This window comes from Pedobacter sp. 01N310 (assembly GCF_056399805.1).
In genome coordinates this window covers 710373-723062 of sequence record NZ_JBFTSB010000001.1, presented here as the reverse complement: position 1 = coordinate 723062, position 12690 = coordinate 710373, and the positions used below count along the sequence as shown (strand labels likewise).

13 protein-coding genes and 1 tRNA gene are annotated in these 12690 nt (G+C 37.0%); 4 read left to right on the top strand and 10 right to left on the bottom strand.

What is annotated here, in order from left to right:
* Positions 1 to 3 precede the first annotated feature (3 nt).
* Together AC1DNH_RS02665 and AC1DNH_RS02660 are read left to right on the top strand one after the other, a co-directional pair.
* Complete coding sequence (locus AC1DNH_RS02665) at positions 4 to 993, top strand: YihY/virulence factor BrkB family protein (protein WP_307529608.1); 990 nt, start codon at positions 4 to 6, stop codon at positions 991 to 993.
* 95 nt (positions 994 to 1088) lie between these two features.
* Positions 1089 to 1173: transfer RNA gene (locus tag AC1DNH_RS02660), tRNA-Ser, on the top strand.
* A gap of 181 nt (positions 1174 to 1354) precedes the next feature.
* Here AC1DNH_RS02660 and AC1DNH_RS02655 read toward each other — a convergent pair.
* Together AC1DNH_RS02655 and AC1DNH_RS02650 are read right to left on the bottom strand one after the other, a co-directional pair.
* Positions 1355 to 1756 (bottom strand): VOC family protein, encoded by a 402-nt coding sequence (locus tag AC1DNH_RS02655; RefSeq protein WP_477585844.1) that lies wholly within the window; start codon positions 1754 to 1756, stop codon positions 1355 to 1357.
* Between the two features lie 33 nt (positions 1757 to 1789).
* A complete protein-coding gene (locus tag AC1DNH_RS02650; protein WP_477611442.1) occupies positions 1790 to 2539 on the bottom strand; it encodes a DUF6597 domain-containing transcriptional factor in 750 nt (249 codons plus the stop codon).
* Positions 2540 to 2962: 423 nt separating this feature from the next.
* On the opposite strand from AC1DNH_RS02650, the gene AC1DNH_RS02645 reads away from it, so the two are divergent.
* Complete coding sequence (locus tag AC1DNH_RS02645) at positions 2963 to 3412, top strand: SRPBCC family protein (RefSeq protein ID WP_131029825.1); 450 nt, start codon at positions 2963 to 2965, stop codon at positions 3410 to 3412.
* Between the two features lie 194 nt (positions 3413 to 3606).
* Here AC1DNH_RS02645 and AC1DNH_RS02640 read toward each other — a convergent pair whose 3' ends face one another.
* Together AC1DNH_RS02640 and AC1DNH_RS02635 are read right to left on the bottom strand one after the other, a co-directional pair.
* On the bottom strand, positions 3607 to 4521 hold the full coding sequence (locus AC1DNH_RS02640) for a pentapeptide repeat-containing protein (protein ID WP_477585621.1): 915 nt from the start codon (positions 4519 to 4521) through the stop codon (positions 3607 to 3609).
* Between the two features lie 112 nt (positions 4522 to 4633).
* Positions 4634 to 5482, bottom strand: coding sequence for an AraC family transcriptional regulator (locus AC1DNH_RS02635; RefSeq protein WP_477625139.1), 849 nt, complete (start codon positions 5480 to 5482; stop codon positions 4634 to 4636).
* Positions 5483 to 5601: 119 nt separating this feature from the next.
* On the opposite strand from AC1DNH_RS02635, the gene AC1DNH_RS02630 reads away from it, so the two are divergent.
* Positions 5602 to 6615: a zinc-binding alcohol dehydrogenase family protein gene (locus AC1DNH_RS02630; RefSeq protein ID WP_477585618.1), complete on the top strand. Its 1014-nt coding sequence runs from the start codon at positions 5602 to 5604 to the stop codon at positions 6613 to 6615.
* 346 nt (positions 6616 to 6961) lie between these two features.
* Here the strand turns inward: AC1DNH_RS02630 and AC1DNH_RS02625 are convergent, their stop codons facing one another.
* The 6 genes from AC1DNH_RS02625 to AC1DNH_RS02600 all read right to left on the bottom strand — a co-directional run bounded on the left by AC1DNH_RS02625 (position 6962) and on the right by AC1DNH_RS02600 (position 12652).
* On the bottom strand, positions 6962 to 7261 hold the full coding sequence (locus AC1DNH_RS02625; protein WP_029276618.1) for a hypothetical protein: 300 nt from the start codon (positions 7259 to 7261) through the stop codon (positions 6962 to 6964).
* A gap of 41 nt (positions 7262 to 7302) precedes the next feature.
* Positions 7303 to 7860 (bottom strand): hypothetical protein, encoded by a 558-nt coding sequence (locus tag AC1DNH_RS02620; RefSeq protein ID WP_477585221.1) that lies wholly within the window; start codon positions 7858 to 7860, stop codon positions 7303 to 7305.
* 154 nt (positions 7861 to 8014) lie between these two features.
* Positions 8015 to 8431, bottom strand: a complete 417-nt coding sequence (locus AC1DNH_RS02615; protein WP_051691792.1) for a helix-turn-helix domain-containing protein — start codon at positions 8429 to 8431, stop codon at positions 8015 to 8017.
* 134 nt (positions 8432 to 8565) lie between these two features.
* Complete coding sequence (locus AC1DNH_RS02610; RefSeq protein ID WP_477625138.1) at positions 8566 to 10494, bottom strand: polysaccharide biosynthesis protein; 1929 nt, start codon at positions 10492 to 10494, stop codon at positions 8566 to 8568.
* 31 nt (positions 10495 to 10525) lie between these two features.
* Complete coding sequence (locus AC1DNH_RS02605) at positions 10526 to 11584, bottom strand: GNAT family N-acetyltransferase (RefSeq protein ID WP_477609330.1); 1059 nt, start codon at positions 11582 to 11584, stop codon at positions 10526 to 10528.
* Positions 11585 to 11614: 30 nt separating this feature from the next.
* Positions 11615 to 12652, bottom strand: coding sequence for a GNAT family N-acetyltransferase (locus AC1DNH_RS02600; RefSeq protein ID WP_477585656.1), 1038 nt, complete (start codon positions 12650 to 12652; stop codon positions 11615 to 11617).
* Positions 12653 to 12690 lie beyond the last annotated feature (38 nt).

Below are 12690 nucleotides of genomic sequence, written 5' to 3'. Positions count from 1 at the left end.
ACAATGGAATGGTTACATAGGCAATTATTACATCTTAAACTCTATTCTAGATTTATCGAATGGACGAAGGGATGTGTTTTGCCTGGTTTTAGCCCACTTCCATTGTATACTGTAGCTACATTTTTCTTTCGTGAAATTGGCAAAGATGCTTTGGTAAACAAATCATCATCATTAGCTTATAGTTTCATGCTGGCTATCTTCCCAGGCATTATCTTCTTATTTACGTTAATTCCTTTTATTCCAATTAAAGGCTTCCAGGATCAGCTGTTAAACTTAATACAGCTTGTACTGCCACACAATGCTTTTGATGCCTTTGAAACTACGTTAAAAGATATTATCAAAAATCAGAACAAGGGTTTGCTATCGTTCGGTTTTTTATCAGCCATATTTTTTGCTACAAATGGGGTTAAAAATTTAATGAAGGCTTTTAATAAATCATCATTGATTATCGAAACCAGGGGCTGGTTAAAACAACGCTTAATTGCACTGGTATTAACTACGATTATTTGTTTTTCCATCATCATCTGCATCAGCGCCATGACTCTGGGAGAAGTTTTACTGAATAAGATCACAAACGAACTCCACATTAAGGGTAGTTTCCTGGCCTTTGCCGTACAGTTTACCCAATGGGCACTATTGGCTATTTTATATTTTTTAACGGTATCGATCTTATATCGATACGGGCCAGCACATTCAAAAAAGTGGCGTTTCTTTAGTGCAGGTTCCTGGTTGGCTACCATTTTAGCTTTCCTCACTATTTGGGGTTTTTCTTTCTACATTAACCATTTTGCGTCATATAACAAAGTGTATGGTTCTATCGGAACATTAATCGTAATCATGATCTGGCTTTACCTCAATTCTTTGATTTTATTGATCGGTTTTGAACTAAATGCCAGTGTTGATGTGAGCAAAAGAAGTGTGAAGATTATTCGCCCTACCTTTAATTTGTTCAAAAAATCGGAACCAATTGAAGAAAATATCCAGAAGAAATAATTTTTTCTCCCTCTGTGTTAAGTAATTATCAAGTTTATATAAAAAAAAAGCATTCATAGTTTGCAGATTTAACCGGAGTTCGTACTTTTGCCTCCGGAAAGCTGGCAGAGTGGTCGAATGCGGCAGTCTTGAAAACTGTTGACTGTAACAGGTCCGGGGGTTCGAATCCCTCGCTTTCCGCCGAAAAATCAAAGCCTGAAATCGTAAGATTTCAGGCTTTTTTCGCTTATCGAAACATCCATCCCATTCTAGTACAGGTCTAATGTCAATATGGTAAGCCATTCGGCACAACAAAAATAATTTAAAACGCTTAACTTAACGATATTGAGCGCAAGTCTTGAAAAACCCTGTGCGTCTATTATTAATTATCGACTTTTTCCAATTCAGAATATAATTCAATTAAATTACCTTCGGGGTCTCTGAAGTGCACGACTCTAGTCCCCCAATCTGACATCGATTTCGGCGCTCCTAAAAAATTCACTTCCTTATTTCGAAGCGAAGCGTACACTTGATCCACACTGTCTACCTGCAAAATAATTACAGCTTTGTCTTGTTCAGACTCATTTTTGTTTACTACTTTATTTATAGCATGATTCATAAGGTCAGCTTTAAACAAAGCAAGTCCGGAAGGGCATCCAATATTGAAACTTGCATAATTGTCACCTAAACCGCCCCAAGAGCATTCCAAACCTAGAACGTCATTGTAAAATGTAAAGCATTTATCAAAGTCGTTCACTAATAGCCTGATATTACTAAATTTCATTTTGTATTTCTTTAATTGTTTAATAGTACAAAATTACGGTTCTTTCATCGTGGCTAATTGTAAAAATCGGTCGTTTTTGTTTTCAAACAGCTTTGTTGGATTGTTCCCCGTAAATTCTTTCAAATCTTTAATGAAATGTGATTGGTCGAAATAATTTTGTTCAGGAAAGAAATGACCCTTTTTAACGGATGAAAAAGACGCGAAACATTTCAAAATCTTGCAATATGATTTTAAAGGGATACCAAATCTATCTTGGAAATAACGATTGATTTGTCTACTGCTCCAAAATACGTGTTGAGAATATTCTTCAACTGACAGTCCGCCATTGGTCTGATACAGCAAATTGAACAAATTCTCTCTTCTAATGTCGATATCTTTTTGATTTGATGTGGTTGAAAGGATAGTTTTATTCAATTTTTCGATGATTGTTTCAACATTATGAAATGAAAGTTGGTCTAATTGCCAAAACATGCTATTCATTAATTGTTCACTATCTAAAAGTGCTGATATTTTCTGTCTTAAAATGTAGTCAGCTGCCAATAATTTGAACCGCACTCCAAATACTTGTCTGTTTGGCTCAATAGAAACATCCACTTGTTTTGTCCAAAGTCCTGTCAGCGAAATTTCTTGTTGCTCATAATTGTCAAGTGAAACGATAAGGTCAAAATAGCCATCCGGCAAAATTGTAAAGTCCAGTTTTTCAGCAGTGCAATTGTCGAACCACCAATAGCTCTTTATAAATTTGGTTAGTAATTGGTCTGGAGGAAATTCTTTGTAAATCACTTATTCTGACTAAGATTTTTTATTATCGGTGTTAAGGAAACATGAATGATATATTTCTGCGCATAGCAAAACTACAATATTTATATTTAGGTCATCAGTAAGTTTATCCAAAATCTCGATTAACCCGTTCTAACGCAAGTCTTAGTGCCTCGGACTTAATATCTTAATACGCTCGATATTGGCAGTTTAGCCTAAGTCTTAGTGCTTAAGGGACATTAAACCATAGAATGTTAGCTACCTTTAAATACAATTCACATCTTACGCCCAATATCAGCTAGCGCAAGTAACCCCTAATAAAGTCGCATTAACCCCCACTTGCCTTAACTTTTTACTGTCATCTTTGTTAAGAAAGTGGAGCAGCAACCATTTAAAAACGGGCGAACCGAAAAGCCAGATGAGTAGGATCAGAAAAAAATCTATTTTATGTCTAACAACCAAGTTTCATTACACAGAGTAATTAAGGCATCTCCTGAAAAGTTATATCGTGCATTCATCGAGCCTGTAGCGCTTGCTTCCTGGATGCCACCTTACGGTTATCTGGGTACGGTACACCAAATGGATGTTAAAGTGGGTGGTACTTTTAAAATGTCGTTCCAGAATTTCACCACGGGCAATAGCAATTCTTTCGGTGGAGAGTACCTGGAGGTTAAGCCGAATGAGCTGCTGAAGTTCACAGATAAATTTGATGATCCTAACATGCCAGGAACCATCGTAAATACGATCAGATTAAAAAAAACTTCAGTAGGTACAGAACTGGAAATTTTACAGGAAAATATACCAGCAGCCATACCTGCCGAAATGTGTTACCTGGGTTGGCAGGAATCGTTAGAAAAACTGATTAAATTGGTAGAGCCAGAAATACCTGAAGGTTAACTGGTTTATGATTGGCAGCTTAGAAAATGGGGCGCCATTGCGGGGAGGAACAAAAGCCTATGCCGACTTTCGGGGAAACAACCTTTCCTGGTGCGATAAGGTTGCTTCATCCGATAAAAAATCGGCCTCGCAATGACGATCCATCTATACCGATCATCTCACTTCCTTTTTTAAGAGGCATAGATATGCCTATATTACACCAGGTTAACCTTCGATAAATCGGCACCTAAACCTTTGAGTGAAGCATAGGTTAGCTTATCCATCGTTGCCCCTTCAAAGCAGATCGTTTTAATAGCCTTGTAATATTTATTGGTGAGGGCGAAGGTAGAGCGAAAAGATACATTTTTAAGGGTTGCACCTTTAAATGTAGTTTCGTTAAGTGCTGCGTTGTGAAACAGCACCCCTGTAAAAGTCTGCCCATCCAAACGCAGTCCACGCAGATCGGAATAGTCAAAGTCTACCCCCTCAAACACGCAGTTTTCAAAAACCGTTTTCCTTAAATCGGTCTTGCTCAGTTTTACCTCAGTTAGCTTGGTATTACTGATTTTTGCCCCCGCCAGTTCTAAAGCATAGAATTTTGTACGCACCAAAATGGCCTGATCAAAATTAGTGGCTGTAAGATCAGTAGCCGACAGGCTGCAATCAGTTAGGTTTGCAGCATGAAAACTGGCTTCACGTGCATCGCTACCCAGAAACGAACTGCCAGTCAGGTCAGCACCAGTAAAATCTGAGCCGCGTAAATTACTCCCGTTAAATTTCAGCTTATGTGCAATAACACCAGCAAAATCGGTTTTGGCCAGATCGTTTCCGCTAAAATTGGTCAGTAGCTGTGGCTGATGTGAATCTGTTAAACTGTTTACCTCTGGTATTGTCTCTTCAACCGCACTGATGGCATTTATAGAAGGGCGGTTTTCTGAAAAATAATTGAGGTCTACATCCAGAATCTTGGCGAGCTGGTTCAAGGTAATAATGTCTGGCATTGATTCTCCCCGCTCCCATTTTCCAACGGCCTGTGGGCTTACAAATACATGTCCGGCAAGTCCGGCTTGAGACATGTTTGTTTTTTTTCGTGCTCCGGCAATTTTGTTGCCGATCATTTTTGCATCCATACGTACTGTCTTTTTTTAATCTTTCGACATTGCAAATGTAGCCGGCCTGTTAACCAGATTCAGCAAATCAGTCGCTCATTATAGTTGTAATTATGCTACTTTTTGTTGCTTTTTAGCAACTGTAAGTTGTTTTTAAGTTTCTAAAAGCTTTAAGGCTTAATCCCCTTTGTGATTTGAAGAATTTATTCAAATGGCTTTCGTCCGTAAACCCCAACTCATATGCAATTTCATTGATCCGCATGTTACTGAAACGCAAACGTGCCTCAACCAGTTTAATCCTTAAATTGGCAATATATTGCTGAAGTGTTTCGTTGGTATGTTTCTTGAAATATTTACCAAAATAATTCTCAGAAATACCAAACTGGTTGCTCAGTTTTTCAGCCCTTAATTTCTCAGGGTTATAAATATTCGCCTGAATATAGTTTAGTAAGGCCAAGGTTTTCTCTTCAGCATCTTCTTTAATGGCAGCAGGCAGGTATTTGGCAATATTCCGGGCTACCACAACAATCATCGTATCTACCATTTTCGCAATTAACTCTTTGTTATACAGATCACGGTTTACATATTCGGCCATCATCGCATCAATAAGCGACCGAATAAAAGGTTTATCTGAAAAGTTTTTTAGGATACAGCCTGGTTGATGACTAGCATTCTGCAGAATATATTCCATCCGCTGTACATCATCGGTACGAAAATCCTTCGATCGGATATATACATTTCCAAAACGCAGAAAGAAAAATTCGGTAGTGGTTTCTATCTCAAACGAATGGCAATCTTCTGGCGTAATCAGAAACATATGGCCGGCATAATAATCAAATTTATTGTTATTGATGCATTGTTTTCCTGTGCCCGATAAAACATATATCAGTTCAAAAAATAAATGTTTATGGCCTTCTTTCGGACATTCATCTAGCTTTTTATAAACAATTTCAAAAGGTTCGTATAAAGTTTCTCTATTCATTTTGTGCTAAACCATAGCGCAAATTTACCAATTAAAAGCAAATTTATACTGAATAATAACACCATATCAGTTTATATTTGCCTTAAAGAAATTATAAAATTGCATATTAATATAAAGACATGAAAGCTATAGGATTTGAAACCTCACTACCCATTTCGGCAGAAGAAAGTTTTATCGAATTTGAAACAGCTGTTCCACAACCTAGCGGACGCGATATACTGGTTAAGATAAATGCAATCAGTGTAAATCCGGTAGATTATAAAATACGCCAGAACAGTGCTAAAGATACTGTATTGGAAACGCCTAAAGTGATTGGCTGGGATGCTACCGGAACGGTAGAAGCTGTTGGAGAGGTGGTTACTTTTTTTAAACCTGGCGATGCGGTTTATTATGCTGGTGACCTTACGCGCAGTGGCAGTAATACCGAATATCAATTGATAGATGAACGTATTGTAGGTTTAAAGCCAAGCACACTCAGCAATGCCGAAGCTGCTGCTATGCCCCTAACCGCGCTTACAGCATGGGAATCGTTATACGATCGTATCCGCATCAGCGAACAAAAAGATAAAGGAAAAAGTATACTCATTATTGGAGGTGCCGGTGGTGTAGGTTCAATTGCCATACAGCTCGCAAAAAAAATAAGCGGACTAAAGGTAATTACCACCGCTTCGCGTACAGAAACCAAAGAATGGTGCCTGGATATGGGAGCCGATTTGGTAGTAGACCATAAAAACCTGATTGAAGAAATACATGCAGGAGGTTATCAGGAAGTAGACTTTATACTAGATTTTGTTGATTTAAATAACTATTGGGATGCGATAGTAGAATTGATCAAACCTCAGGGACACATTGTTTCCATTACCGGTTCAGCCACTCCTATTGCGCTGAATAAGTTGAAAAACAAAAGTGTTACTTTTTCGTGGGAATTGATGTACACCCGTTCGATGTATCAAACCGATGATATGGAAGAGCAACACCATATTTTAAATAAACTCGCCGAACTTTTTGACAATGGCACGCTTAAAACGACATTAAACACCACGCTGAAAGGATTTACAGCAGCAAACCTAAAAGAAGCACACCGCTTATTAGAAAGCGGAAAAACGATTGGTAAGGTTGTAATCGAATATTAGGGATAATTTATTGCATAAAAATTAATATAAATGACATATAGATTTTTAGCTTATTGTAAGCTACGAGCAATCTTACAACGATCGCTACTAGCGGCGCGCATTAAGATTGCTTCGTGCCTCGCAATGACGAATTCTCTTTAGAATACGTCAATTGTAGCTTGTAGAAAGACAAGTTTAAACACTTAATTAATCGTTCCATACGATAGGATTTTCATCGTGACGGATTCGGATCGATTATAAATTATGTTGCAGTCTTTATTGCTTACGATAGCATGGAAACAAGAAAAGGCTACTCCTTTCGGAGCAACCTTCCCGTATTTTTGATCGATAAAATAAATTGGGCGGGTTATTTTTTCCCGCTCATATCCATAAAAATGGATTTGATACCTTCCAAAAGCTCTTTGCTCTCGCTTGCCAGCACCAATGGAAACCATTCGTCTGTGTGCAATTCTATCACATGCTCATGGATCAGGTAATGCCTGCCAGATCTAACCCTTCGCCGATTGCCGGGAATGACTGTTCCTGATAACATTTTGATTATAATTTTCGTAATCATCCTAATGTATTTCGGAGAATCCTCATATTTACAATCAATAAAAAGGATCCACAATCCGTTCATCGTATTGTATTGTATACTTGCTTTCATTTATGAAGCTTATTAAAGATGATTACTTAGGAATGCCCGTTTTATAAACTGAAGCCCCAGGCGATTCTGAAGCCTACAAAGTTGTTCGTATGGTCGCAGTGATAGAATTTGCCATTGCTTTCATAGCGTAATCCTGTATCGATATAATTATTGTTGTGCAGATAAAATATCATCCCTGCCTGTGGCGCGTATACAAACGCAGCTTTTTTGCCCTCAACACAATTTGTTTTATTTAAAAGGAAGGAGAAACCTATTTCCGACTGCAGATAAAGATTACTTCTGTAGAAATATTTTAAGCCTGCTTTAACTGGTACAAGCTGTAAATCATCTACCAGGTGGGAGTAGTTGCCCGATACAAAAATGTTATTGAATCCGGTATTTACCGAGGCATATAAAATGCTTTCAGTGATGGGAAATTCTGCCTGAACGGAAACGCCAAGCGGTGCCTCGTACTTTTTGGCCAAATAGCCAGTAGCCAAACCTGTTTCAATACCAACAGAATACCGGATACCGGTACCACCATAAACCTGCGATTGTGCTTTGGCGCCTTGAAAAGCAAACAATGGCAACAGTAGAGTTAGTGCGTTAATTGTTTTCATGATTTCGAAATTTTAGTGAATAGAAATCCATCACCATAATTGTACTTATGGTGAATTATTTAGAGAGATACTATAAAAAAAAGGGAGAGTTCACCGGGGATGGTAAACCCTAAGAAGATATGGGTTTAAAATAAATTAAAATACCAGCGATGGCTTAAGAAATAGACCGATTGTTATTTCTTGGCATAGTATGATGTGCAACCGTTTCAGAAACACTCTTATCTATGTTGTTATTGCTTAATATTTCGTTGTATTTTTCAAGTAACTTGATGTATTTATTCATCCAGAAGTATACAGAATTCGCATCACCTTTGGTTTGATCCCCTGTATGTGCATCTAAAGCTTCGTGGATATAGTTACTGTTTTTAGCAAAAGTTTCGGGTAACTCAACAGAAAAATCGTGACCGATTACGGTACCCACTTTCCAAATAATTTCAGGGTTTAGACTTTTCTGATCAAACCAATTGTAAATAGTTCTTCTACTTACATTTAATTTCCGGGATAATTCACTTATCCCCATTCTATCTCTGCGTACAACACGCTCAAGAACTTGGCCTACATTTAAACTCATAGCAGTTAATTTAATTTAAAATAAAACATTTAAACTCGATCAACAATCTGGGACGACTATTACTATTTAATGCAATTTAATAATTATTTCACGAACAAAAGTAAAATAATTTTATTAGGGTATTTTTACGGTAATTAATTGGCAACCAACAGGTCTAATTCTTCAAATCTTGAATTATTACTGATGTAATCGGGTATAATTTCTTTCATTTTTTTCACCATATTCAAATCGTTGCCATCGTTATTCAGCACTATCAGATCTTTAATAATCTGATTAACGTACAAATAATTGTAAGCTACTTTTTGCGATATTTTAATTTTTGGATGATGGGTGGGTATAATTTCTTCGTCAATAAGCAAAAGCTCTTCATACAGCTTCTCTCCTGGCCTTAAACCTGTAAACACAATATCGACATCCACATAAGGTGTTAAACCCGCTAATTTGATCATATTTACAGCTAAATCGACAATCTTAACTGGCTTACCCATATCGAAAAGGTATATCTCTCCCCCTTTACCCATTGCTCCGGCTTCCATTACCAATTGAACGGCCTCCGGAATCGTCATAAAATAGCGGGTAATTTCCGGATCGGTTACTGTTATAGGCCCCCTTTTTTCTATCTGGCTTTTAAACCTCGGAATAACAGAGCCATTTGAGCCTAAAACATTTCCGAAACGGGTAGTTACAAAACGGGTGCGCGAAGCTTGTGTGGTAATTTCACCAGTTGAAATAATCTCAGGACTGTTTAGTGACTGAATATAAATTTCGGCCAAACGTTTAGATGCCCCCATTACATTGGTTGGCTTAACGGCTTTATCGGTCGAAATCATTACAAACTTTTCTACGCCAAATTCCATTGATATATCGGCCATGTTTTTAGTGCCCAGTACATTGGTTAAAATGGCCTCAGCTGGATTATTCTCCATCATGGGAACATGTTTGTAAGCCGCAGCATGGAAAACAATTTCAGGTTTATAGAGTTCGAATAATGTTCTGATCCGGTTTAAATTCTGCACATTGGCCATAAATATCTTCACGTTCGCGTCCTGGAAGTTATCTTCCAGTTCGAGTTTTAAATCGTGAAGCGGTGTTTCTGCCTGGTCGCAGAGAATTACAGATTTAGGATTGTACTGTAAGGCCTGCCGAACAATCTCCGATCCGATAGAACCCGCAGCGCCTGTAACTAAAATACATTTACCGCTTAAATCTTTAAGAATATTCTTTTTATTGAGCTTAATCGGTTCACGTTCCAGCAGATCTTCAATTTTCAGATCACGTAATTGGTGCGAATCCAACTTCCCGTACAACCATTTATCTGATGGTGGCACCATAATTACTTTCATACCTTCGTTAACACAGATATCGATAATTTTCTTTTTATTTAAAGTGTTTAGTGCATCTTCTGCAAAAAGTATCTTTTTTATATTGTGTTTTTCTTTTAATAACGCTACCGAGCAAGAGTGGTATACTTTTTTCTGCTCGAGGTATTTATCAACCCGATCTCTGTTATCATCAACAAAGCCAATGATGTTCAGGTTAGAATCTCCATTCTGTTCTATTGCTTTTTTGATGAGAATCGCTTTTTTTTCTGATCCATAAATCAGAATATTCTCTTTGGTTTCTGATTTGAGTTCTTTAAAAAATAAAAACACTCCTTTTACCAAAATACGCATGAGAATAAGCAGCGATGAGGAGATAAAAAAGTTCAATATCAATGCCTTATCCATTTGATGCCAAAGCAATTGAAAACGTTGTGAAAGTATTTTATTTACACTAACAAAGAGTAAGCTGGTTACAAAAACCGCAAGGAAGACCCTCAAAATATCTTCGGTATTGGAATAACGGATAATACCGGTGTGTATTCTTAGTGAAATGAAAACACCTGCAGCGATGGAACAATAAAGTGCCACGTAAACTGCATTGCCTGAGTTAAAAACGTCGGTGTAGTTTAATGTATTGGTTAATACAATGGATATAAACAATGTCCATACAACGATCATCTGATCAATCAATAAAATTAACCACCTTGAGTGTGCTCTGTCTGGAAAGAAGAAATTTTTCATAATTGAGAATCATTAAATATTTGTTTAAAGTTTATTGAGGTATCATTCTATAGAGGGGGAAAAAGTCTATATCGGTATGTAACTGGTTACCCGATTTTTCTACCAACTGATTGTAAACGGCTTTATTGGCAATAAAACGCCAACTGCAATAATCTAAAACCATACTCGAAAAACCCAGTTTCCATTCAAATAGCGAATCTTCTTTATAACCAAGTCCACCACCTAAATGGTAGTATTTCATCTTCCATTTGCGACCTAACTCACTAATTTCATCGACCAAGAATTTAGCTGGAGAATTTTTAAGATAATGGGCATTAGTGGCAATTAAGTGTCCTTCTATAATGCTATTGGTACACATAATTATACTGCCACAAACTAAATCATCGTTCGAATAAACCAGGATTAACTTACAGTCGAATTCTGTAGCCTGAACAAGCTTGGTAAAGTATTCTTCAGTAAAAAGATAAAAATCAGCAGCACTAATACGGTTCATATTAGATTGATAAAGCTTCGTGAAAGCAGCGATATCTTCCTGACTGGCAGCCTCAACAGCAATATAACCAAACTTTCTACATTTCTTAATGCTATCTCTCGTTGTTTGCCTATACCGTTTACGCTGCTCTTCTATACTTTGTTGTAAGTTAATGGCAACTGTTTTTCCATTTTCATATATGCTATCAGTTTTTTGTAACAGCATATTTTGATCAAAAAAAGGGTGAAGCCTGGAGAAAACAGAAACATAGCTGCCTTTATATAAGAATGCTGAAAAAGCATTTAGAAAATTTTCTTTCAAACTATCGCTCATATCGGTAAATTTCAGGTTAGAAACAGGACCTGAATATCCGTAAACGCAATGCAGATCGTAATATGGCGTATCCTGGATTGCACGTTCCAATAAAGGCATAGCAATAAAATTATTGGCTTCGCAATACACAAATAAAATGGGCCTTCCGTTAGTTGCCATAGCATGATAGTGCCAGGTATGATAAAAATCATAATCGACAGCCAAGCTAATATACTTTACCCAATCGTCTTTTTGCGCTAAAGTTAATTGCAAAGTAGTGCCCGCAGCATTATTTTCAATCAGCATATCCATTTTATTAAAAGAAATAATAATTAATTACGAAGCAATTATAGGACTACGGTAGAGTGGAAAAAAATCAACAGTCGAAAAAGGATCTAGCGATCTTTCGTTTAAAAGTGCATTGTATAATTCATTATTGGCAATATACCGCCAGCTATTAAATTCGAAACATAAATTAGAGAAACCCATCTTCCAACCAAAAAGGTTATCTTCTTTAAAATTAACACCCCCACCCAGGTTAAAGTATTTATATCCTAATTGTCTACCAATTATGGTAATTTCATCAGTTAATAATTTAGCTGGCGATTCGAACAGGTAAGCGGTTCTGGTAGCCAAAAGGTGCACCTGCATAATTTCTTTGGTACAAACTACTATGGCGCCAGATATGGCTATCCCATCTTTATACACCAAAAAAAGCTTGCTATCAAATTCATCAGAAGAAAGTAGCGCAACGAAATAGGCATTATTAAAAAGGTAATGGTCTTTTGCGCCTATTCGAATCATATTTTCGGTATATATTTCAGAAAATATACCCGCATCATTAATATCGGTCGAAATTCGGACTTCATAATCGCGCTTTCGTAACCGCCTGATTTTTTCTTTTACGCTTTTTCGGTAGCCTGCCCTTTGACTTTCAATGGTTGTGGTTAAATCGATTGCCACTGTTTTTCCATTGGCATATACTCCAGAAAACTTCTCCATTAACCTTTCCTGATTAAAAAACGGATGCAATCTGGAAAAAACGGTTACATTTTGACCAGTTTCGAGATACGCTATGAATGTATTTTTAAAGCGTTCCATAAAATCATCGTCCAAAGAATTGAAGTCCATGTTTGAAATAGGCCCTGTATATCCATAAACCGATGTAAAATCAAAAAAATCGGAACCAGGAATGTTTCTCTTCAAAAGTGGGAATGCAATGTAATTTTCGCCTTCCTCATACACAAACAGTATAGGTAAACCACTTTTATCTAAAGAGTGATAATACCAGGTGTGATAAAAATCGTAATGCAAAGCACGCTTTACATATGCAGACCATTCTTGTTTATCATCAATTGTAATAATCTTTCTCATTTCGAGCTATTAAATTAGGGTAGATTTAAAGTAACTAG

What these genes read in the sequence shown, in the direction of transcription:
- AC1DNH_RS02665 (WP_307529608.1), top strand. Translation starts at nt 4, where the DNA reads ATGGAATGGTTACATAGGCAATTATTACATCTTAAACTCTATTCTAGA.
- AC1DNH_RS02655 (WP_477585844.1), bottom strand. Translation starts at nt 1,756, where the DNA reads ATGAAATTTAGTAATATCAGGCTATTAGTGAACGACTTTGATAAATGC.
- AC1DNH_RS02645 (WP_131029825.1), top strand. Translation starts at nt 2,963, where the DNA reads ATGTCTAACAACCAAGTTTCATTACACAGAGTAATTAAGGCATCTCCT.
- AC1DNH_RS02640 (WP_477585621.1), bottom strand. Translation starts at nt 4,521, where the DNA reads ATGGATGCAAAAATGATCGGCAACAAAATTGCCGGAGCACGAAAAAAA.
- AC1DNH_RS02635 (WP_477625139.1), bottom strand. Translation starts at nt 5,482, where the DNA reads ATGAATAGAGAAACTTTATACGAACCTTTTGAAATTGTTTATAAAAAG.
- AC1DNH_RS02630 (WP_477585618.1), top strand. Translation starts at nt 5,602, where the DNA reads ATGAAAGCTATAGGATTTGAAACCTCACTACCCATTTCGGCAGAAGAA.
- AC1DNH_RS02625 (WP_029276618.1), bottom strand. Translation starts at nt 7,261, where the DNA reads ATGAAAGCAAGTATACAATACAATACGATGAACGGATTGTGGATCCTT.
- AC1DNH_RS02620 (WP_477585221.1), bottom strand. Translation starts at nt 7,860, where the DNA reads ATGAAAACAATTAACGCACTAACTCTACTGTTGCCATTGTTTGCTTTT.
- AC1DNH_RS02615 (WP_051691792.1), bottom strand. Translation starts at nt 8,431, where the DNA reads ATGAGTTTAAATGTAGGCCAAGTTCTTGAGCGTGTTGTACGCAGAGAT.
- AC1DNH_RS02610 (WP_477625138.1), bottom strand. Translation starts at nt 10,494, where the DNA reads ATGAAAAATTTCTTCTTTCCAGACAGAGCACACTCAAGGTGGTTAATT.
- AC1DNH_RS02605 (WP_477609330.1), bottom strand. Translation starts at nt 11,584, where the DNA reads ATGCTGATTGAAAATAATGCTGCGGGCACTACTTTGCAATTAACTTTA.
- AC1DNH_RS02600 (WP_477585656.1), bottom strand. Translation starts at nt 12,652, where the DNA reads ATGAGAAAGATTATTACAATTGATGATAAACAAGAATGGTCTGCATAT.